The sequence below is a fragment of the Nonomuraea sp. WAC 01424 genome, assembly GCF_003947315.1.
In the GTDB taxonomy this organism is placed as follows: domain Bacteria; phylum Actinomycetota; class Actinomycetes; order Streptosporangiales; family Streptosporangiaceae; genus Nonomuraea; species Nonomuraea spiralis.
Window position 1 is genome coordinate 39,565 of the sequence record NZ_QHHZ01000008.1, and the last position, 19,903, is coordinate 59,467.

Annotated in this window: 19 protein-coding genes; 10 read left to right on the forward strand and 9 right to left on the reverse strand. The window is 72.2% G+C overall.

The features are described from left to right. Positions 1 to 121 precede the first annotated feature (121 nt). The 3 genes from DMB42_RS22255 to DMB42_RS22265 form a co-directional block, all read right to left on the reverse strand. A complete protein-coding gene (locus DMB42_RS22255) occupies positions 122 to 1,360 on the reverse strand; it encodes an APC family permease (protein ID WP_260477854.1) in 1,239 nt (412 codons plus the stop codon). 213 nt (positions 1,361 to 1,573) lie between these two features. After that, a complete protein-coding gene (locus DMB42_RS22260) occupies positions 1,574 to 2,041 on the reverse strand; it encodes a universal stress protein (RefSeq protein ID WP_125636932.1) in 468 nt (155 codons plus the stop codon). Positions 2,042 to 2,161: 120 nt separating this feature from the next. After that, positions 2,162 to 2,779: a DUF998 domain-containing protein gene (locus tag DMB42_RS22265; protein WP_125636933.1), complete on the reverse strand. Its 618-nt coding sequence runs from the start codon at positions 2,777 to 2,779 to the stop codon at positions 2,162 to 2,164. A gap of 214 nt (positions 2,780 to 2,993) precedes the next feature. Here DMB42_RS22265 and DMB42_RS22270 point away from each other — a divergent pair, with 214 nt between their 5' ends. Together DMB42_RS22270 and DMB42_RS22275 are read left to right on the forward strand one after the other, a co-directional pair. After that, a complete protein-coding gene (locus tag DMB42_RS22270; protein ID WP_125636934.1) occupies positions 2,994 to 3,344 on the forward strand; it encodes a MerR family transcriptional regulator in 351 nt (116 codons plus the stop codon). Further along, on the forward strand, positions 3,341 to 4,315 hold the full coding sequence (locus tag DMB42_RS22275; RefSeq protein WP_125636935.1) for an aldo/keto reductase: 975 nt from the start codon (positions 3,341 to 3,343) through the stop codon (positions 4,313 to 4,315). The genes DMB42_RS22270 and DMB42_RS22275 overlap by 4 nt, the downstream gene beginning before the upstream one ends. Here DMB42_RS22275 and DMB42_RS22280 read toward each other — a convergent pair. Then, positions 4,312 to 5,451 carry a low temperature requirement protein A gene (locus DMB42_RS22280; RefSeq protein ID WP_221762290.1) on the reverse strand — a complete coding sequence of 380 codons (1,140 nt, stop codon included), beginning with the start codon at positions 5,449 to 5,451 and terminating at the stop codon, positions 4,312 to 4,314. The genes DMB42_RS22275 and DMB42_RS22280 overlap by 4 nt on opposite strands. 10 nt (positions 5,452 to 5,461) lie before the next feature. Further along, complete coding sequence (locus tag DMB42_RS22285) at positions 5,462 to 6,394, reverse strand: anti-sigma factor RsbA family regulatory protein (RefSeq protein ID WP_125636936.1); 933 nt, start codon at positions 6,392 to 6,394, stop codon at positions 5,462 to 5,464. Between the two features lie 179 nt (positions 6,395 to 6,573). Here DMB42_RS22285 and DMB42_RS22290 point away from each other — a divergent pair, with 179 nt between their 5' ends. Next, positions 6,574 to 7,128, forward strand: a complete 555-nt coding sequence (locus tag DMB42_RS22290) for a DUF1707 domain-containing protein (RefSeq protein ID WP_260477855.1) — start codon at positions 6,574 to 6,576, stop codon at positions 7,126 to 7,128. On the opposite strand, the gene DMB42_RS22295 is transcribed toward DMB42_RS22290, so the two are convergent. Beyond that, positions 7,098 to 8,210, reverse strand: coding sequence for an SRPBCC family protein (locus DMB42_RS22295; protein ID WP_125636937.1), 1,113 nt, complete (start codon positions 8,208 to 8,210; stop codon positions 7,098 to 7,100). The genes DMB42_RS22290 and DMB42_RS22295 overlap by 31 nt on opposite strands. A gap of 63 nt (positions 8,211 to 8,273) precedes the next feature. Continuing rightward, positions 8,274 to 9,368: an NAD(P)/FAD-dependent oxidoreductase gene (locus DMB42_RS22300; RefSeq protein ID WP_125636938.1), complete on the reverse strand. Its 1,095-nt coding sequence runs from the start codon at positions 9,366 to 9,368 to the stop codon at positions 8,274 to 8,276. A gap of 50 nt (positions 9,369 to 9,418) precedes the next feature. Here DMB42_RS22300 and DMB42_RS22305 point away from each other — a divergent pair, with 50 nt between their 5' ends. The 4 genes from DMB42_RS22305 to DMB42_RS22320 all read left to right on the forward strand — a co-directional run bounded on the left by DMB42_RS22305 (position 9,419) and on the right by DMB42_RS22320 (position 12,845). Next, positions 9,419 to 9,982 carry a TetR/AcrR family transcriptional regulator gene (locus DMB42_RS22305; RefSeq protein WP_125636939.1) on the forward strand — a complete coding sequence of 188 codons (564 nt, stop codon included), beginning with the start codon at positions 9,419 to 9,421 and terminating at the stop codon, positions 9,980 to 9,982. Positions 9,983 to 10,071: 89 nt separating this feature from the next. Continuing rightward, positions 10,072 to 10,443 (forward strand): hypothetical protein, encoded by a 372-nt coding sequence (locus DMB42_RS22310; protein ID WP_125636940.1) that lies wholly within the window; start codon positions 10,072 to 10,074, stop codon positions 10,441 to 10,443. A 115-nt stretch (positions 10,444 to 10,558) separates the two neighbouring features. After that, the gene (locus DMB42_RS22315; protein ID WP_260477856.1) at positions 10,559 to 12,022 is read left to right on the forward strand and encodes a DUF2079 domain-containing protein; all 1,464 of its coding nucleotides are present in this window, start codon (positions 10,559 to 10,561) and stop codon (positions 12,020 to 12,022) included. Positions 12,023 to 12,053: 31 nt separating this feature from the next. Further along, positions 12,054 to 12,845 (forward strand): NAD(P)-dependent oxidoreductase, encoded by a 792-nt coding sequence (locus DMB42_RS22320; protein ID WP_221762291.1) that lies wholly within the window; start codon positions 12,054 to 12,056, stop codon positions 12,843 to 12,845. On the opposite strand, the gene DMB42_RS22325 is transcribed toward DMB42_RS22320, so the two are convergent. Next, on the reverse strand, positions 12,842 to 13,924 hold the full coding sequence (locus tag DMB42_RS22325; protein WP_125636942.1) for a glycosyltransferase: 1,083 nt from the start codon (positions 13,922 to 13,924) through the stop codon (positions 12,842 to 12,844). The genes DMB42_RS22320 and DMB42_RS22325 overlap by 4 nt on opposite strands. Positions 13,925 to 13,962: 38 nt before the next feature. On the opposite strand from DMB42_RS22325, the gene DMB42_RS22330 reads away from it, so the two are divergent. The 3 genes from DMB42_RS22330 to DMB42_RS22340 all read left to right on the forward strand — a co-directional run bounded on the left by DMB42_RS22330 (position 13,963) and on the right by DMB42_RS22340 (position 19,357). Further along, the gene (locus tag DMB42_RS22330; protein ID WP_125636943.1) at positions 13,963 to 14,781 is read left to right on the forward strand and encodes a PIG-L deacetylase family protein; all 819 of its coding nucleotides are present in this window, start codon (positions 13,963 to 13,965) and stop codon (positions 14,779 to 14,781) included. A gap of 49 nt (positions 14,782 to 14,830) precedes the next feature. Then, positions 14,831 to 15,889: a lysylphosphatidylglycerol synthase domain-containing protein gene (locus DMB42_RS22335; protein WP_125636944.1), complete on the forward strand. Its 1,059-nt coding sequence runs from the start codon at positions 14,831 to 14,833 to the stop codon at positions 15,887 to 15,889. A 63-nt stretch (positions 15,890 to 15,952) separates the two neighbouring features. After that, the gene (locus tag DMB42_RS22340; protein WP_125636945.1) at positions 15,953 to 19,357 is read left to right on the forward strand and encodes a BTAD domain-containing putative transcriptional regulator; all 3,405 of its coding nucleotides are present in this window, start codon (positions 15,953 to 15,955) and stop codon (positions 19,355 to 19,357) included. Here DMB42_RS22340 and DMB42_RS22345 read toward each other — a convergent pair. Then, positions 19,326 to 19,841, reverse strand: coding sequence for a hypothetical protein (locus DMB42_RS22345; protein WP_125636946.1), 516 nt, complete (start codon positions 19,839 to 19,841; stop codon positions 19,326 to 19,328). The genes DMB42_RS22340 and DMB42_RS22345 overlap by 32 nt on opposite strands. Positions 19,842 to 19,903 lie beyond the last annotated feature (62 nt).

A 19,903-nucleotide genomic window follows, 5' to 3' on the forward strand; every position in this document is an offset into this window, starting at 1 on the left:
ATGCGGCCGGGCGGAGGTTCCTAACGCGGACGTTCACGAGGAGGGCGCTTTCGTCGGCACGCCCGGGCCATCTCCGAAGGGAATCGCCGCCAGTCTACGCCACCGGGCCCCGGCGGCACGATCACGCGCGGCGGCGACGGCGTACCGCCCAGGCGATCAGACCGGCGGTGAACACGGCCGCGCCCGCGACCACGGAGGCGGGCGGCAACGTGAACGCCAGCACCAGGCACAGGACCAGCCCGAACAGCGGAACGGCCTTGACCGGGGCGCCCTCGGCCCGCGAGAGCGTCAGCGCGCAGGCGTTGGCGATCGCGTAGTAGACCAGCACCCCGAACGACGAGAACCCGATCGCGCCACGCAGGTCGGCCACCAGCAGCAGCACGACCACCGCGGCCCCGACCGCCGCCTCGGCCCGCCGCGGGACCCGGCGCACCGGGTCGACCGCCGCCAGCGCCCCCGGCAGGTCACGCTCCCGGGCCATCGCCAGCACCGTACGCGAGACGCCGAGCAGCAGCGCGAGCAGCGCCCCGAGCGAGGCCACCGCCGCCCCCACCCCCACGACCGGGACCAGCCACTCGACCCCGGCCCGGCGCGCGACGTCCGCGAGCGGCGCCCTGGACCCGGCCAGCCCGGACGGCCCCAGCGTACGCAGCGCGGCCACGGCGATCAGCGTGTAGACGACGAGCGTGACGCTCAGCGCGATGCCGATCGCCCGCGGGATGGACCGGGACGGATCACGTACTTCCTCGCCCAGCGTGGCGATCCTGGCGTACCCGGCGAAGGCGAAGAACAGCAGCCCGGCGCCCTGGAGCACCCCCCACAGTCCGGGCCCGGCGAGCACACCCGGCGCCACGGGCGGCGTGCTCTCGCCGGTCAGCCCGGCGGCGATCACCGCCGCCAGCACGGCGAGAACGAGCACGACGATCACCCGGGCGACCGTGGCCGAACGCTGGACGCCGTAGAGGTTGAGCAGGGTGAGCGCGACGACCGCCGCGACGGCCAGGGGCCTGGCCGCGCCGGGGGCGACGTACGCGCCGAAGGTGAGGGCCATCGCGGCGCACGAGGCCGTCTTGCCGATCGTGAAGCCCCAGCCCGCCAGGTAGCCCCACAGCGGGCCGAGCCGCCGCCTGCCGTAGACGTACGTGCCGCCGGACTCGGGGTAGAGGGCGGCCAGGCGGGCCGAGGACGTGGCGTTGCAGTAGGCCACGACGGCGGCCAGCGCGAGCGCGGCGAGCAGCCAGGCTCCCGCCGCGGCGGCGGCCGGGGCGAAGGCGGCGAACACGCCGGCGCCGATCATCGCGCTCAGCCCGACCACGACCGCGTCACCGGTCCCGAGCCGCCGCGCCAGCCCCTCAGCCACACCCACCCACCAGAAACGCCCCCGCCCAACGCCCACCACGCGGGCCCCGTGACGGACACCCCCGGTCAGCGGCGTCGCCGATGACGGATCCCATCGTGGGGTCGGGAGACCCGTCAGGCAAGCCCGCCGTTCCCGCCCCGCAGCCCCCGCTCTGCCGCATCCCACGGACATTCCCGCCCCGCGCCCCCGAGCAGCCGGACGACGCGGCGGCCGTCAGGAGGCCCGCGAGATCGCCTCCGGCCCCGGGACCACCAGCACCGGACGGCGGGCATGATGCAGGACCCGGTCCGACGTGCTGCCCAGCAACAACGACCGCACCCCGCCCAGCCCCCGCGTCCCCGTCACGATGAGCGTGGCGTCGATCTCGTCGGCCACGTCCACGATGGTCGACCACACCGCCACCGAGTCCAGGTCGCACCGGGGCGTGGCGTCAAGTCCGGCCTCGCGGGCCAGCTCGGCGCCGTGCCCGGCCAGCTCGGTCATCGCCTGGCCGATCGCCTCGTCCTCGGCGGCGGTGTTGTCGAGGGTCATCATCAGCCCGGCCGAGGCCCGGGCCGAGGTCATCGCCAACCGCTCCCAGACGGTCAGCACGACGGCCGACCTGTCCTGCACGGCCCGTCCGGCGAAGGCGATGGCGGCCTTGGCGTCGTCCGAACCGTCGTAGGCGATCAAAATGCTCATCTTCACAACTCCTTGGCCGAGGTCAGGTGCCTGTCCTCTTACCAGGAGCGGACCGTTCTCACGCGAAAGGGGCGGGAAGATCATCCCGCCCCTGCCCGACGACCCACCGGCCGGCGCCCGTCAGGCCAGTACGGCCGACACCCGCCGCGCCGCCGGCCTGAGCATCGACAGGCCCGCCAGCGCCAGCACCCCCAGCTCGGTCACGACCACGACCCGCTGCGTCAGGCCCGCCGGGATGTCGTCGTTGCTCAGGGGGATGCCGAACATGCGCACCACGTACGGGACCACGACCAGCAGCAGGGCGCCGAGGGCGATCCCGCTCAGCACGCGCATCGACCTGGCGTACCGGATCCTGGCCTTGGCCAGCAGGAAGCCCGCGGCGGGCATCACCAGGAAGGCGGCGAAGGCGGCGTACCGGTGGATGCCTCCGGACAGCGAGAGCGGCACACCCGGACGGTCGGTCGGGAACGCCCCGATCAGGAACATGCTCGCCCCCCACGCCAGCAGCAGCGCGACAACCCAGCGGTTCGCCCCGGAACGGCGCAGCGCCTCGGCGATCATCCCGGAGCCCACGGCGAACAGCGTCAGCGACGTCGGCAGCAGCCATCCGGACGCCTGGAAGGCGTACTCGCTGATGACGCTGTGCAACGGGTCGAGGCCCGATTCGGCGTGCAAGGTGAGCATGGCGCCGGTCCCGGTGCCGATGGCCGCGAATCCACTGACAAGCAATCCCCTCATGCCTTAAAGCTCGCGGAACACGGCTTTTACCAACATCGGAGATGAGCCCCAGCGAGCCCTGACTCATCCCCTAATACCTTGGTCGCGGGACTCCGGGGTCGTGCTCACGACCTGGGAAAAGATGACCCTGGGTAGGGCTTGCCCCCTCAGGGTGGCTACAGCTGACTGCACGCTGATTTGACTTCGAGTGCACTCAAAGGGTGAACCTGGATGCATGACGATCCAAGAGGCCGCCCAGCGTTCGGGCCTCAGCGCCCACACATTGCGCTACTACGAGCGTATTGGGCTCATCCACTCGGTCGGCCGCAACCACAGCGGGCATCGGGACTACGCGGAGGAGGATCTCCAGTGGCTGGATTTCCTCACCAAGCTCAGGACCACCGGCATGCCCATCGCGGACATGTGCCGCTACGCGGAGCTGCGCCGGATGGGCGAGCACACCTCCGGCGAGCGCCTGGCCATGCTGGAGCTGCACCGCGAGCGCGTACGGGCCAGGATCGCCGAGCTCAGTCAGGACATGAAGGTCCTCGACTACAAGATCGACGTCTACAAGGGACGGGTATGAACAAGCGTGTTCTCGGAACCGGCGGCCCGCAGGTCTCGGCCCTCGGCCTGGGCTGCATGGGCATGTCAGAGTTCTACGGCGAAGGCGACGAAAAAGAGTCGATCGCGGTCATCCACCGCGCCCTCGACCTTGGCATGAATTTTCTAGACACAGCCGACATATATGGAATGGGGCGCAACGAGGAGCTGGTCGGCCGGGCCGTCAAGGACCGCCGCGACGAGGTCGTGCTGGCGACCAAGTTCGGCATCAACCGCCAGGAAGGCTCCCGTACGGTCGAGAACAGCCCCGAGTACATCAGGGCCGCCTGCGACGCCTCCCTCCGCCGCCTCGGCGTGGACCACATCGACCTCTACTACATGCACCGCCGCAACCCCGACGTGCCGATCGAGGAGTCGGTCGGCGCCATGGCCGAGCTGGTCGAGCAGGGCAAGGTGGGCCACCTCGGCCTCTCGGAGGTGAGCGCGGACACGCTGCGCAGGGCCGCCGCCGTCCACCCGATCGCCGCGCTGCAGAGCGAGTACTCGCTGTTCACCCGCGGCCTGGAGGCCGAGATCCTGCCCGCGGCCAGGCAGGTGGGCACCGCGCTGGTGGCCTACTCGCCGATCAGCCGCGGCCTGCTCGGCGGCACGTTGCCGAGCGCCGACCAGCTCCCGGACGACGACTTCCGCAAGCACATGCCCCGGATGTCCGGCGCGAACGCCGAGCACAACGCCGCCCTGGTGGCCGAGGTGCGCAGGATCGCCGAGGCGGCCGGCATCACCGCCGCGCAGCTCTCGCTGGCCTGGCTGCTCGCCCAGGGCGACGACGTCGTGCCGATCCCCGGGACCAAGCGCCTGACGTACCTGGAGGAGAACGCCGCGGCGGCCGACGTCACGCTGACCGTCGACCAGCTCGACGCGCTGGCCAGGGCCGTGCCGCCGGACGCCGTCCGCGGGGACCGCTACGCGAGCATGGCGGAGGTCGAGCGTTAGTCCCGCGGCCTGGTCACGCCGGTCACGGCCACCAGCGCGACCAGGACGACGGCCGTCAGCGGGATCGGCGCCGGCGTGAGCGCCGACAGCAGCACGAGCAGGGCCGCGCCCAGGAACGCCACGTCGTCGGCCACGCCGTAGCGGTGGGGCCGCACGTGCAGCGCCCACACCATGAACAGGAACACGGCGACGGGCACCGACACGGCCAGCGCCACGCCCGTGGACGGCAGGTGGGCCGTGCCCGAGATGTGGTCGATGTTCACTTCGACGCCCGCGCTGAAGGCGCCGACGGCCGCGAAGATGGCGTAGTGGCCGTACCCCCAGAGGATGGCGCGCCTGCTGGAGTCGAGGATCTCGGCGGTGGGCGAGTCGAAGTAGAGCCACCACATGGCGAACGCGATCACCAGCGCGCCCAGGGCCAGGACGATCAGCTCGGGCCCCAGGCCGACGCCGCGCGCCTCGGCCTGGACGGCGACCGTCGCGGCCAGCACGTTCTCGCCCATCATGATGATCGTGAACAGGCCGTACCGCTCGGCGATGTGGTGGGGGTGCCAGGCGGTCGGGCTGCCGTGCTCGGCCCAGACGGGCACCGAGAGCTCCAGCACGACGCCGAGCGCGAACGCGGCCAGGTACCACTCCCCCGGCGCGACCAGCAGCAGGATCCAGCCGGCCTGCGCGACGCAGATCCCGACGGCGTAGCGGACGGCCGTACGCCGTCCTGGCCGGTCGGCGGAGGCCGCCCGCAGCCAGTGGGCGGCCATGGCCAGGCGCATGATCAGGTATCCGGCGTAGACCACCCGGAAGTCGTGGTCCTGGAACGCCCTGGGCACCCCGGCGGCCAGCACCAGCACACCCGAGATCTGCACGAGCGTGGTCAGCCGGAACAGCCAGTCGTCGTTGTCGTAGGCGGAGGAGAACCAGGTGTAGTTCATCCACGCCCACCAGATGGCGAAGAACGTGGTCAGATACCCCAGGACGCCCTGGGCCACGTGCCCTTCGCTGAGCGCGTGGTGGAGCTGGGAGCCGGCGAACGAGACCGCGACCACGAAACACAGGTCGAAGAAGAGTTCGAGGTTGGTGGCGGTGCGATGGGACTCGCCCACGTCGCGCGCCCGCATGGGCCGGAGGCGGATCACCCTCCGATGTCTACACCAGTGAGGGCGGCAGGTCGAAATACACGCGGATCGTGGTCGCGCCGGCGCGGGTGTGGACGCGTACGAGGTCGCTGAGCAGGTTGACGATGAGCAGGCCGCGCGAGCCGAACCGGTGGGCCTCGACGGGCCTGCGCCCGGCCAGCGGGTCGGTGATGTGACCGGTGTCGGCGACCTCGCAGACCAGCCGCGTGTCCTCGGTCCAGACCCGGATCAGGCCGGCGCCGCCGCCGTGGTCGAGGCTGTTGGCGCCGAGCTCGGCCACCACGAGGCGGAGGTCGTCGAGCCGGTCGCCGGCCAGGCCCGCCGAGCCGCCCCGCTCGGCGGCCAGGTCGCGGGGCGCCGACAGGTTGGTGCGGTCGAAGCGCAGCGCGACGCCCCCCGCGGGCTCGCCGAACGGCCGGTTGTGCGCCTCGACGACCAGGCCGGGCGCGTAGTGGGGGCTGGCCCGCTCGCCGGTGGCGTCGCGCAGCACCGGGTGGGTGCGCTCGGCCTCGCGCAGCACCTCGGGCTTGAGCCCCTCCAGGTCGTACGGGCACAGGATGGTGACGCGGCGGCCGGTGAACGACAGGTTGATCAGTGCCTCGTGCTGGGCGCAGGCCGGGTACTCGGTCTCCGAGCGCCCCGGCCAGACGGGCTCGCCGATGATCCGTACGTGCCGGTCGGGATGCCGGTCGGCGACCTCCCGCAGCACGGCGGGGATGATGCGCCCGGGGTTGCGGCCCGCCACGCCCATGTCGAGCAGGGTCACCCGCGCGGCGTCCGCGCCGAGCCCGGCCTCGATCCTGGCGAGGTTCCCCGCGGGCACCGCCACCGCGACGGGCTCGCCCGCGGCCAGCCCCTCGCGTACGAAAGCCGTGGTGGCAGCCACGTACTCCCGGTCGCCTCGGTAGAAGAGGGCCGGGTGCGCGAAAGGCTCAGCCGACATCAGGCTCACGCTACCTCCGCTTGAGGACTTCCCGACAAATTGCTGGGTATCTACGGGGTGTGAAGAGACTTCAGATCGTGCGCAGGCCCCGGCGGGGGCGTCAGCACTCCCACCTCGATCTGCGGACCCCTTCGGGGCGACGCCTCCCGTTCTGACCGCTTCGAACCTATGCTCTAGACATGCCGGAAATGCAGATGCGGGTCTCCGACGAGGACCGGGAGCGTGCGACAGGACAGCTCCAGCGGGCCTTCGCCGAAGGCCGCCTCACGCGCCCCGAGCTCGAAGACCGGCTTGAGCTGGCGCTCACCTCGAAGACCTACGGCGACCTGCTCGGCCGCCTGACCGATCTGCCCGCCGAGGCGCCCCCGGCCGACGACGTGGTCGAGCTGGAGTCCAAGAGCGGCCACGTACGCCGCTCGGGCGACTGGGCCGTCCCCCGGCGGCTGCGGGTCTCCTCCAAGTACGGCAGCGCCGAGCTCGACCTGTCCCAGGCCGTCATCCCCCACCCGGTCGTCGACCTCGAACTCGACCTCACGTACGGTTCCGCGAAGATCATCGTGCCCGAGGGCGCCGTGGTGAACGTGGACGCCTTCCACACCGAGTGGGGCCAGACCTCCGTCTCCGACGTACCGGGCAGACGGCGGCCCGGCACGCTCTACGTGGTGGTGAGCGGCCAGGCCAAGTACGGCGGCCTGCGGGTGCGCTATCCGCGCAGGCGCTGGTTCACCCACTGATGGAAGGCCGAGATGTGGTGCTCGCTCGGCACCAGCACCCCGCCCGCCCGGTAGGCGCGTGAGCCCATGCCGAGCTGGGTGCGCTCGCAGGCGTCGAAGTCCTGCTCGTTGACCCGGTGGAACAGCTCGACCGACGACGACAGATCGGCGCCGGAGGCCACCACGTCGGGGTGGTAGAGCCAGTCGCACTCGATCACCGTGCGGTCGGCGGCCATGGGGAACATGCGGTGCAGGATCACGTGGTCGGGCACCAGATTGACGAACACCTGCGGCTTGATCGTGATCGCGTAGTAGCGGCGGTCCTGCTCCGGCGCCAGGTCGGGGAGCCGGCCGAAGCCCGCGCCGCCGTCCACGGTGAAGCCCTCGGCGCGCTCGGCGAACTCGGCTCCGTGGCCCACGTAGTACTGGGCGGCGTACCCGCCGGCGAACTCGGGCAGCACGGCCACCAGCTCGGGGTGGATCGTGGCGCAGTGGTAGCACTCCATGAAGTTCTCGACGACGAGCTTCCAGTTGGCCTTGACGTCGTAGACGATCCGGCGGCCCAGGGCGAGCCGGTCGACCTGGTAGTTCTCGATGGCCGCGGGGTCGCCGAGGCGCTCGGTGGCCGCGTACGTGACGGTGTCCTCGAAGGAGGGCGGCTCGCCGGTCAGGCACACCCACGCGTACCCGAGCCATTCGCGCAGGTGCACCGGGACCAGGCCGTACTCGACGCGGTCGACGTCGGGCATCTTCGCCAGGTTGGGCGCGGCGGCGAGCCGGCCGTCCAGGTCGTAGGACCAGGCGTGGTAGGCGCACCTGATCGTCCGTCTGACCTCGCCCTGCTCCTCCATGCACAGCCGGGCGCCGCGGTGGCGGCAGACGTTGAGGAAGGCACGCAGCCGCCCGTCGCGCCCGCGGACCACGATCACGCTCTCCGCGCCCACCTGGACGGTACGGAACGCGCCCGGCCCCGGCAGGTCACCAGCCCGTACGGCGCAGAACCACATGTCCTCGAAGATCTTGGCCTGCTCCTCGGCGAACAGGTCGGGATCGGTGTAGGAGCGGCCGGGAAGGGTGGAGATCAAGCTCGACGTGGTGGTCAACCGACACCCCTTGTTGCGTATTACGCACCGAGTTGCTCTATATGCGACATCGTCCGGCGGCCTTCACGAGGCTGTCAAGAGGTAGCTGCTGAACCTGCGCAGCGACGCCGTGTGCAGCCGGGTCGCCATCCAGTCGGGGAACAGCCCCGCGTACGACCGCTGCCTGTTGGTCACCTCACTGCCGGCGAGCAGGGCGCGCAGCCGCGCGATCCGCGCCCTGGCCCGCTCGTACGCGCGCAGGTCGCCGCCGATCGACCGGGTGAGCAGCCAGGCGTCCTCCAGCGCCTGATTGGCACCCTGCGCCATGGTCGGCGGCATGGTGTGGGCCGCGTCCCCGGCCAGCGTCGTCGGCCCCTTGCCCCAGATCGCGGGGATCGTGTGCCGATGGTGCGGGAAGAAGTCGATCTCGTTCATCGTCTCCAGCACCGTGGGCACCGGGTCGGCCCAGCCGCCGAACCGCTCACGCAGCCGCCGCACGACGTCGGGGTCGTCCTTCCAGAACGGCCCGCCGGGCGACGCCTGGACGTCGAACCACCACAGCAGCCTGCCCCCGCCCGCCGGGATCAGCCCGCACAACTCCCGCCGTCCGGCGATCATCACCGCCCTGCGTTCCCCGGTCAGCGAGGTCGGCGCGGTGGTGAAGCCCTGCCAGGTGACCCAGCCGCTCAACGTGGCGGGATCGTCCCCCCACAGGGCACGCCGCACCGCCGACCTGCGGCCGTCGGCCCCCACGAGCACGTCGCCACGCACGGTACGCCCGTCGGCCAGTCGTGCCTCGGCTCGTTCCGGCACCGCGTGCTCGACGCCCGCGCCGTAGACGACGGGCAGGTCGCCGGCCAGCGCCGCGACCAGTTCGCGGCGGGCCACGTGGACGCACGGATGCCCGTAGCGCCGCTCGGCCGAGGTGAGATCGACGGTGAACAGCCGGCGGCCGTCCTCGGTCCACGACTCCATGGTCTCCAGCCGCCATCCGAGGTTCGCGTAGCCGATGCCGAGCTCGTCCAGGATGGCCGTGCTGCCGGGCCAGAGGGTGACCGAGCCGCCCGCCGTCCGCGGTCCGGGCGCCTCCTCGTACACCTCGACGTCGTGACCGGCGGCCAGCAGGCCGCGCGCCGCCGCGAGTCCGGCCACTCCGGCCCCCGCCACGATTACTCTCATAGAAGCCCCATTTTTAGAGACTGCAAGTATCAGATACTAGGAGTATCACAATGTCCGCGCGCGGCCGCAAGCCCGATCCCACGGTCGATCACCGCATCAGGCAGGCCGCCACCGAGCTGCTGCTCTCCCACGGCCTCGACTTCACGATGGACGACGTCGCCAGGGCGGCAGGCGTGGGCCGGGCGAGCGTGTTCCGGCGTTACGCCACCAAGCGCGACATGTTGCTCGAATCGCTCGGCGGCCTGATGAACACCCACGTCGCCGTCCCCGACACCGGCTCGCTCGAAGGCGACCTGCGCGTGGTGGTCTCCGACACCCTCGCCCTCTGGCAACACCCCGGCGTCGCCCGCCTGGCCAGGCAGATGTACGGCGAGGCCGGCCGCGACCCCGCCGTCGCCGAGATCATCCGCACCGGCATGCGCACCCGGATGGAACGCTCGCAGGTCGTCTACGAGCGCGCGATCGACCGCGGCGAACTGCCCCCGGACGCCGACCTGTGGCTGCTCACGGACCTGTTCGCGGGTCTCGTGACCTACCGCGGCCTGCTCGACCTGCCCATGCCCGATCCCGACGAGACCGTACGGGTGCTGTTGCGTGGTTTTACGCCCGCCTGACGGCCCAGATGTTAGCGGCGTGCAAGTGGCGATCAAGCATTGATCCATAATGTCTCTCTCGTTCGGAAAACCAACGAAGGGCACCAAAAATGACTCCCCCTCGCCGACTCGCCCTCGCAGTCGCGACGATCTCTCTTGCCGCTCTGTCCACCGCTTGCGGTGCCGTCGGCCAGGCCGTTGACTGCAACAGCGCCGCCAACGAGGTCACCAAGATCGCCACCGACTGGAGCAGCGCGATCACGAAGAACGCCACGGACACCGCGGCGCTCGGGGAAGCCTCCAAGACGGCTGCCGCCAAGACCAAGGAGCTCGCCGGCAAGTACGACGGCGACGTCGCGGCCGCGCTGAACGACCTCGCCTCCGGCTTCGAGAGCCTGGAGAGCGGCGACATCAGCAAGGCGACCGAGTTCAGCGGCAAGATGACCGGGTTCCAGTCCAAGATCACCGCCGCCTGCACCTGACCGGCCCGCGGCCGCCGCACCGCCTGTGGGGGGCAGGCCGGCGCGGCGGCCGCGTCATCCGGCTCGCCGGACCGGGGGACGGACATCGCCGGATGATCCCTTTACGCTTGCTGCCGTGACGGACGAAACGGTGATCGCACGGCCTCCGGCAAGCACCGCACTCCCCGCCAGAGTGCTCTTCCGCCATCGCGTGCGGGTCGGCGCCGTCGCGCTGCTCGCCGCGGTGGCGTACTCCGTTCTCGGGCTGGTCAAGCTGGCCACGTTCCGGGCGACCACGTTCGACCTGGTCATCGTGGATCAGGCGGTGCGCAACTACGCGCACTTCCGCCCGCCGGCCGTGCCCGTGCTCGGCGTGTTCCACGGGCGCGGCGCGGACTACCTCCAGCTCGCCGACCACTTCTCACCGATCTACGCGCTGCTCGCGCCGTTCTACTGGGTGCACGACGGCCCCGAGTCGCTGGTCGTGGCGCAGGCGCTGCTGTTCGCGGGGGCGATCCCGTTCCTGTGGTTGTTCACCCGGCGCGTGCTGGGGATCGGGCCCGCCTACCTGGTCGCCGTCGCGTACGCGCTGTCGTGGCCGATCGCGCAGGCCGTCGCCTTCGACGCGCACGAGGTGATGTTCGTCCCGCTGCTCACCGCGATCATGATCGAGCGCTACCACGCGGGCCGCGTGCTGCCGGCGTTCCTGGCGATGCTCGGGCTGCTCCTCGTCAAGGAGGACATGGGCCTCCTGGTGATCGGGGCGGGGCTCTACCTGTTCGCCGTCGGCGACCGGATCCGCGGCGTCATGTGCGCGGCGATCGGCGCGGGCGCCGTCGTGCTCGTCCGCGGCCTGCTGATCACCTCGTTCGGCGGCGACAGCAAGGACTTCTGGGCCTACGGCCACCTCGGGCCCGACGCGCCCGCCGCGCTGCTGGCGATGGTGCGCGACCCGCTCGCCACCCTGCTGCTGCCCTTCAGCGAAGAGGCCAAGGTCGACACGCTGTTCCTGCTGGTCTGGCCGACGCTGCTGCTGTGCCTGCTGTCGCCGCTGTCGCTGGCGGCGCTGCCGCACGTGCTCGAACGCCTGCTCTCCGACCGTCCCCAGTGGTGGCAGGCCGACTTCCAGTACAGCGCGTTCACCGTCATGATCCTGTTCTGCGCCGGCGTGGACGGCCTGGCCAGGCTGCTGCGCTGGACCGGCCGCGCCGACGGCAGGGGGCTCAGGCTGGCCTGGGCGGCCGCGGCCTGCGCCGTCGCCCTCACGCTGGTGCCCAAGTTCGCGCTCGACCAGCTCTACCATCCGGCCTTCTACAAGGAGGACAAGGCCGCCGCGGCGGCCGAGGCGGTGAGCAAGGTGCCCTCGGGGGTGACGGTCGAGGCGGTCAACTCCCTGGGCCCGGCGCTGACCTCGCGCACCACCGTCCTGCTGTGGAGCGCCGCCCCGCGCGGGGCGCCGTGGATCGTCGCCGACACCGCCCGCTGGGAGTTCCCGTTCGGCTCCCCGGACGACCAGCGCAACCGGGTCGGGCAACTCCTGGGCGAGGGGTACACGAAGGTGTTCGAACGCGACGGCTACGTCGTGCTCCGGCGCGGCTGACCGTACCCGGCCGATGGCGCAGAATGCCTGCATGGGAATGATCGTGCTCACCGGCGCCGCCGGGATGGTCGGCGGCGCCGTACGCGAGCGGCTCCGCGAGACCGCCACCAGGCTGGTCCTGGCCGACCGGGCGCCCATGGAGGCGCAGCCGGGCGAGGAGGCCGTCCGCACCGGCCTGTCGGACCTGGACGAGACCGTGGCGCTGGTCAAGGGCGCCGACGCGATCGTGCACCTGGCCGGGGTGCCGGACGAGGCTCCCCTGCCCGACCTGCTCGACGGCAACGTCCTGACCACGCACCGCGTGCTGGAGGCGGCCCGGCTGGCCGGCGTGCCGCGCGTGGTGCTGGCCGGCAGCAACCGCATGACCGGCATGTACCCGGCGACCGCGACGATCTCCGCCGACCTCCCGCCGCGCCCCGACGGCCTGTACGGCGTCAGCAAGGCCGCGTTGGAGGCCCTCGGCCGCCTGTACTCCGACAAGTTCGGACTTGAGGTGGTCTGCCTGCGGATCGGCAGCCTGGAGGCCGAGCCCGTCGACGTCCGCCACCTGGCGACCTGGCTGAGCCCCCGCGACTGCGCCGGCTTCTTCCACGCCGCCGTCACCACGCCCGGCCTGCGTTTCCTGGCCGCCTACGCCGTCTCGGCCAACACCCGCCGCTTCTGGCAACTCTCCCCCGAGCTCGGCTACGAGCCCCAGGACGACGCCGAGTCCTACGCCGCCCACGTGACCGGCGTGCCCGGCGACTTCTTCACCGACGGCGTCCCGCAGGGCGGCGACTTCGCCTCCGCGGAGTACACGCTGCGCAGGGGCGGCCTGGCCTAACGCGCGATCACCTGCTCGTAGGCCCGGTCGAACCCCTCCAGCACCCCGGCCCACGAGCCCGCGACGGGCGGCGTCGAGCGGTTGTGCTCGGCGATCGCCCCGCGCAGCCCCGCGTCGGAGCACAGCCGGGCCACCGCCCCGGCCAGGTCGCCCAGCGTGCGGCCGAGCAGCCCCTCGGTGCCGTCCTTGACGAAGTCGGCGACGCCGCTCTGGGCCCTCGCCACCACCGGGACCCCGGCGGCCCGCGCCTCCAGGGCCGCGATGCCGAACGACTCCCTGGCCGCCGGGGCCACGAAGACGTCGGCCGACCCCAGCACCTTGGCGATCTGCTCGCGCGAGTAGCGGCCCGGCAGCGACACCCAGCCGGTCATGTCGTGCTTGGCGAGAAAACGTTCCATACGACCGCGCGCGGGACCGTCGCCCACGATCGTGGCGCGCATCGGGATCTCCGCAGGCACCCGCGCCCGCGCGGCCAGCAGCAGCCTGAGCAGCCGTACGGGCTGCTTGCGCGGCGCCAGCCGGCCGACGGCCACCACGTGGACCTCCTCCCGCGCGGCGGGCACGTCCGGGGAGGGCGCCCAGCCCGACAGGTCGAGGCCGTTGGAGACCACCCGCACCGGCACGCCCGGCCCGGCCACGGCCCTGATCGGCGCCGCCGCCGGGGTGCTCACCGTGGTGGCCACCAGCCCCCAGCGCTGCCACCCGAAGGCCAGCCGCAACAGCCGGTAGAGCCCCCGCGTGACCGGGTCCCACATGCTGTGCACGGTCACCACGCACGGCACCCCCGCCCGCCGCGCCGCCCGCACCCCCATCCAGGCGAACGGCGAGACCGCGCCGGTGTGCACGTGCACCACGTCGGGCCGGATGACGGTGATGCCCCGAGTGAGATGCCCCACTCCGAACGGGTGGACCGGCAGGTCGAAGGGCATCCTGGCGACGACCCTGCGCACGCCCGGCATCGCCTCGCCCCTGGTCGCCGTGGCCACGACCACGTCGTGCCCGGCGTCGCGCTGCGCGCGCACCAGGTCGGCCACCTGGACCTCGATCCCCCCGAGTCTCGGCAGGTAACAGTCACTCACGTGAAAGATCCGCACCCCTCCCAGACTAATCTGGGCGTGTGCCTCCACGTACCGCGGTCTTCTTCCACGCCCATCCCGACGACGAGGCCCTGCTCACGGCGGGCACCATGGCGATGCTCGCGGCCGAGGGGCACCGCGTCGTGCTCGTGGTCGCGACGGCCGGCGAGCGCGGCCTGGCCGAGATCGGCCCGGGGGAGGAACTGCGCGAGACCAGGCTCAAGGAGCTCTACGAGTCGGCCGCGCTGCTCGGCTGCGCCCGCGTCGAGTGCCTGGGCTATGGCGACTCCGGGCTCAGTCCCAAGGGCGGCATCGCCGAGGAACGCCCCGACAACGCCTTCATCGACGCCGACACCGAGGCCGCGGCCAGGGCGCTGGCGGCGATCCTGGAGGAGGAGAAGGCCGACCTGCTGTCGATCTATGACCCGGCCGGCGGCTACGGTCACCCCGACCACGTCCAGGTCTACCGGGTGGGCAAGCGGGCGGCGCAGATCGCCGGCACGGAGATCGTCCTGGAGGCGACGGTCAACCGCGACCCGCTGGTACGTCTGCTGCGCCTGGCGGGCCGGGTGTACAAGTTCCCGCCGGAGTTCGACGTACGGACGTTCGAGAGCGCGTACTCGGCCAACGACGCCATCACCCACCGGGTCAACGTCCGCCGGTACACCCGGCAGAAGCGGGCCTCGATGGCCGCGCACGCCTCCCAGGCCACCGGCGGCGACAGCGACCGCACCCTCGCCGTCATGCTGAAGGTCCCCGGCGCGCTCTACCGCCTGGTCTTCGGCACCGAATGGTACGTACGCCGCGACCTCCCCCCGGGCACCAGACTCACTCATCCTTTCGACCGGTGGCCGAAGTAGCACCTGAGAGTGACGTGCCGGGTCCGATGAGCCGTCAGACTGGTGGGCGATGAAGAACAAGCCGCTCCAGATCGCCCTGTCCGTCGTGTCGCTCGGGCTGGCCATGCTGCTCGTGGTCTACCTGCCGCAGATCGTGCGCGCGCTCACGGGCAAACCGGTCTCCTGGCACGAGATCGGCGCGGTCTTCGGCACGCTCAGCTTCGGCGAGATCGCCCTGATGACCACCCTGTGGCTGCTCAGCCTGCTGGCGTACACGTTCGTGCTGACCAACTCGCTGCCGGGGCTGACCAACCTCCAAGGCCTGACGCTCAACGCGGCGGGCAGCGCGGTCAGCAACCTGCTGCCGTTCGGCGGCGCGGTCGGGGTGGCGGTGTCGTTCGCGATGACGAGGGGCTGGGGCTTCGCCAACCGGCCGATCGTGGTGATGACGCTGGTCAGCGGCATCTGGAACACCTTGTTCAGGTTCATCCTGCCGGCCGTGGGCATCATCGCGCTGATCCTCGCGGGCGGCGTGCTCACCCCGATGTTCGTCAAGGCGGGCTGGACGGGCGCGATCTCCATCCTGGCGCTCTGCGCGATCGTGGCCGCCGCCCTCTACTGGGACCGCGCCGCCGTCGTGCTCGGCAAGGCGCTCGACGGCCTCACCCGGCTGCTGCGCCTGAAGGTGCACGCCTCCGACGCCTTCCACCGGCTGCGCGCCGACACCGCCGAGATCGTCCGTCTGCGCTCGCTCGGCCTGTCGCTCGGCATGGTGTTCTTCCTGGGCTTCCAGTGGGCGATCATGGCCGCGTGCATGTCGGCCACCGGCGCCTGGCCGGGCCTGGCCCAGTCGATCGCCGTCTTCGCGCTGTCACGCGTGCTGACCAGCGCCGTGATCACGCCGAGCGGAGCCGGGATCATGGAGAGCGGGGTGGCCGCGCTGCTGATCACGTTCGGGGTGCCGGGCACTCCGGCGGTCGCGACAGCACTACTTTTCGGCTTCTGGACTTACACTATCGAGATCCCGTTCGGCGGCCTCGCGCTGGGCGCGTGGGCGCTCCTGCGCAGGCGCAACGGCCGGAACGCCGCCGCGGAGTCCCCGTCCGCGATCTCGAAGGCCCCCCAGTGACAATCCCAAACCCATCAAAGACCTTGTGCGCGATTCGGAAGCGCGCATAGCGTGGCGGCTGACATGGTGGCGTTCCGAGTTCTGGGGCCAGTCGAGGCGTACGAACACGACGACGAACTCGACCTCGGCGGGTTGCGGCAGCGGGCCGTCCTCGCCCGACTTCTCGTGGCCAGAGGTCAGGTCGTGCCGGTTGACACGCTTCTTTACGATCTGTGGGACGACGACGCCGCCAAGGGCGCCCAGTCGGGTCTCCAGGTCTACATCTCCCGCCTGCGCAGGGTGCTCGAACCGGGCCGCCCGCGCGGCGGCCCCAACCGCCTGCTGGTGACCGTCGCCTCCGGCTACGCGCTGCGCGTGGCCGCCGACCAGGTCGACGCGCTGCGGTTCGAGCAACTGGTCAGGGCGGCGGGCGAGCACCTTGAGGAGGGCGACCCGCAGTCCGCCCGCGGCCGCCTGGAGAAGGCGCTGGGCCTGTGGCGCGGCACCCCCTACTCCGACTTCGCCGACCAGCCCTGGGCAGAGGCCGAGGTCAACCGGCTGGCCGAGCTGCGCCTGGTGGCCCGCGAACGCCACGCCGACACCGGCCTGCGGCTGGCCCTGCACGCCGAGACCGTGCCCGACCTGGAGGCGCTGACCACCGAGCATCCGCTGCGCGAGGAGGGCTGGCGGCTGCTGGCGCTCGGCCTCTACCGCTGCGGCCGGCAGGGCGACGCGCTGGCCGCGCTGCGCAGGGCCAGGAACATGCTGGCCGACGAACTGGGCATCGACCCGGGCCCCGCGCTGCGCAAGCTGGAGTCCGACATCCTGGCCCAGTCCCCTGAGCTGGAGCTGGCCGCGCGGCTGCGCGCGGCCAGGCCCGCGCCGGTCACCGACACCTGGCCGCCGCGGCCGGCCGCCGCCCACGTCGAGCCGCCGCCGCTGGAGCCCGAGCCGTTCGTCGGCCGCGACGCCGAGCTGGCCAGGTTGACCACGGCCGCCTCTCGTACCGGGCGGTTCCAGGTCGCGATCGTGACCGGGGTCGCGGGCGCGGGCAAGACCACGCTGCTGCGCCAGCTCGACGGCCGGCTCGGCACCGACGGCTGGATCACCGCCTCCGGCGCCTGCCCCGACTCCAGCGCGACCCCGCCGGGCTGGGCCTGGGTGGAGATCCTGCGCTCGCTGATCGGCATGACCGGCGCCGGTGAGTACGCCCAGCTCCTCGCCCCCCTGCTCGACGACACCGCCCCCGACCGCGCCGAGGACGAGGTCTCGGGCGGCTTCCGCCTCCACCGCGCGGTCGGCGGCTACCTCGCCGGCGTGGCGCGCCGGGCGCCGGTGCTGCTGACGCTCGAGGACCTCCACTGGGCCGACGACCAGACCCTGGCCCTGCTGCGCGCGCTGCCGAGCCTGCTGGCCACCAGCCGCGTCCTGCTCGTCGTGACGTGCCGGGAGAGCGAGCTCGACGACCGGCAGTCCGACGTGCTGGCCGCGCTGGCCCGCCTGGAGCCGGTCCGCGTGGGCCTGTCGGGCCTCGACCCCAAGGCCGTGGCCGAGCTGGTCAAGGCCACCTGCGTACGCGAGATCGACGAGCACGCGGTCGAGTCCATCGTCGAGCGCACCGGCGGCAACCCGTTCTTCGTGCGTGAGACCGTACGCCTGCTCGACGCCGAGGGCGCGGCCGACCGGGCCAGCGCCACGCAGGTGCTCTCGCGGGTGCCCTCGGGCGTACGCGACGTGCTGCGCCGGCGCATCTCCCGGCTGCCCGCGGGCGCCCAGCAGATCCTGCTCCAGGCCGCGGTGATCGGCCGCGACGTCGACCTCGACGTGCTGGTCACGGTCGCCGCCGACGAGGACGCGGTGATCGAGGCGGTCGAGGCCGCGCTGCTGGCCGGGCTGGTGACCGAGCCGGGGCCCGGTCTGCTGCGCTTCGACCACGACCTGGTGCGCGACACGATCTACTCCGACGCCTCCCGGCTGCGCCGCACCCGGCTGCACGCGGCCGTCGCCACGGTGATCGAGCAGCGCGCCCCGTCCGACGTGGCGGCGCTGGCCCATCACTACTTCCTGGCCGACGCGGCCGGGAAGGCCGTCCACTACGCGGGCCTGGCCGCCGAGCAGGCCGAGCGGCGCTTCGCCCACCGCGAGGCGGCCACCCTGTGGGAGCAGGCCATCGCGGCCTTCGACCGCGGCGGCCCCCGTACCGACGACAAGGGGCGCGAGCCGGCGCCCGAGCGGGCCAAGGAGCGCCTGCGCCTGATGCTCCGGCAGATCAAGGCGCTGGCGTTGTGCGGCGACATGACGGCGGCCAGGCTGCTGCGCCGCCAGGCCATGGACGCCGCGCTGCCGCTCGGCGACCTGGAGATCACCGCGAAGGTGGCGGCGTCGCTGGCCGTGCCGCACAAGGGCATGGCCCGCGACTTCACCCGCACCGCGTGGGAGATCGTCGACGTCACCGAGAAGGCGCTCATAGAGCTGCCCGAGGGCGAGCAGCGCCTGCGGGCGAGCCTGCTCACCACGCTGGCGCTGGAGCTGGAGGGCTCCTCCTCGCCCGAGCGCGGGCGGCAGGCCTCGCTGGAGGCGCTGGAGCTGGCCAGGCAGAGCGGCGACCCGACGCTGATCGCGGCGGCGCTGAGCGGGCGGCTGCGCCAGTCCTACGACATCCCGGCCGTCGACACCCGCGAGAGCATCGGCAGGGAGTTGCTGGAGGTCGCCCAGCGTTCGGGGCAGATGGCCACCCAGGCCCTCGCCCACCTGGTGCTGCTGGAGTGCGCGGCGGCCAGGGGCGACTTCGCGGCAGCCGACCGGCACGCCGCCGCCCTCGACAGCCTGGCCAGGCAGTACGACCTGTCGGCCCCGGCCGCCGTCGTCGTCTGGTACGCCGGGCAGCGCCTGATGATCGCCGGCGACTACACCGGCGCCGAACGCGCCTACCGCGACGCGGCCAGGATGACCGCGCGGGCCGGCATGCTCGAAGGCCGCCAGGACCTCCCGCTGATCACGACGTTCTGCCTGCACCTGGTCGACGGCCGGGCGGCCGAGACGGTCGACCTGCTGGCGGCGGCCCACCAGCGCGGCGCCAAGTGGACCCTCGACGCCTACGCGCTGGCCCTGGCCTCGGCCGGGCACGTCAACGACGCCAGGGCGGTGGCCGCCACGCGCCCGCCGGTCCGGCCCGACTTCCTCTACGAGCTGGTGATGACCTGGCGGGCCCTCGCGGGCATGTTGCTGGACGACCGCGAGCGCATGGTCGACTGCTACGACAAGCTCAAGCCGTTCGCCGACCGGGTGGCCGGCGCGGGCACGGGCGTCGTGGCGCTGTGGCCGGTGGCGTTGCCGCTCGGCGACCTGGCCATCCGGCTGGGCCAGCCCGACGCGGCGCGCGAGCACTACGAGAAGGCGCTGGAGGTGGCGCAGCGGGTGGGCGTGCCACGCTGGGTCGAGGCCGCGCGGCGCTCGGTCAGCAGCTCACCTGGAAACGCTCGCTCGTGACGGTCGCGCCCGACCCGGTGACCAGCTCTACCCGGTACCAACCGGGGTTGCCCGAGACCTGCGGCTGCCACTCGACGTTCTGACCGGCCCCGGCGAACCCGGAGTGGTCCATCAGGTAGGTGCGCCACGCCTTGGCCGCCGGGCTCCAGCGTGACAGCCGCCAGCGGTACAGGACCGTCTCGCCGGGGCGCGGGTTGACGAGCAGGCTGCGGGCCAGGAACGACCTGCCGCAGCCGGGGGTGCCGTCGTTCTGCGCGCTGAGGGCGATCTCGCCCGCCTTGGCCGGGGCGCTCTCCCCGGCCGGGGCGGTGATCGGCACCTCGCGCGCCGACAGGGTGACGGTCCGCGCGGGCTCGGCGGCCGGCCCGACGTTGTTGTACGCGGAGAAGCCGACGTAGGCACTGGTGAAGGCGAGGGCCGCCACGAACAGCTTGACCGCGTTGGCGGTACCCCCGGCCAGAACCACTGCGCTTCTCGACGACATGATCAACACCCCTTTTGCTCAGTTCAGGTATAGGGCGGGATGGTTGAGGGGTGGTTGTCGCC

Bases quoted from the DNA above. Each gene is read 5' to 3' on its own strand.
- DMB42_RS22260 (WP_125636932.1), bottom strand. From the start codon at position 2,041: ATGAGCATTTTGATCGCCTACGACGGTTCGGACGACGCCAAGGCCGCC.
- DMB42_RS22265 (WP_125636933.1), bottom strand. From the start codon at position 2,779: ATGAGGGGATTGCTTGTCAGTGGATTCGCGGCCATCGGCACCGGGACC.
- DMB42_RS22270 (WP_125636934.1), top strand. From the start codon at position 2,994: ATGACGATCCAAGAGGCCGCCCAGCGTTCGGGCCTCAGCGCCCACACA.
- DMB42_RS22275 (WP_125636935.1), top strand. From the start codon at position 3,341: ATGAACAAGCGTGTTCTCGGAACCGGCGGCCCGCAGGTCTCGGCCCTC.
- DMB42_RS22285 (WP_125636936.1), bottom strand. From the start codon at position 6,394: ATGTCGGCTGAGCCTTTCGCGCACCCGGCCCTCTTCTACCGAGGCGAC.
- DMB42_RS22290 (WP_260477855.1), top strand. From the start codon at position 6,574: ATGCCGGAAATGCAGATGCGGGTCTCCGACGAGGACCGGGAGCGTGCG.
- DMB42_RS22300 (WP_125636938.1), bottom strand. From the start codon at position 9,368: ATGAGAGTAATCGTGGCGGGGGCCGGAGTGGCCGGACTCGCGGCGGCG.
- DMB42_RS22305 (WP_125636939.1), top strand. From the start codon at position 9,419: ATGTCCGCGCGCGGCCGCAAGCCCGATCCCACGGTCGATCACCGCATC.
- DMB42_RS22310 (WP_125636940.1), top strand. From the start codon at position 10,072: ATGACTCCCCCTCGCCGACTCGCCCTCGCAGTCGCGACGATCTCTCTT.
- DMB42_RS22320 (WP_221762291.1), top strand. From the start codon at position 12,054: ATGGGAATGATCGTGCTCACCGGCGCCGCCGGGATGGTCGGCGGCGCC.
- DMB42_RS22335 (WP_125636944.1), top strand. From the start codon at position 14,831: ATGAAGAACAAGCCGCTCCAGATCGCCCTGTCCGTCGTGTCGCTCGGG.
- DMB42_RS22340 (WP_125636945.1), top strand. From the start codon at position 15,953: ATGGTGGCGTTCCGAGTTCTGGGGCCAGTCGAGGCGTACGAACACGAC.
- DMB42_RS22345 (WP_125636946.1), bottom strand. From the start codon at position 19,841: ATGTCGTCGAGAAGCGCAGTGGTTCTGGCCGGGGGTACCGCCAACGCG.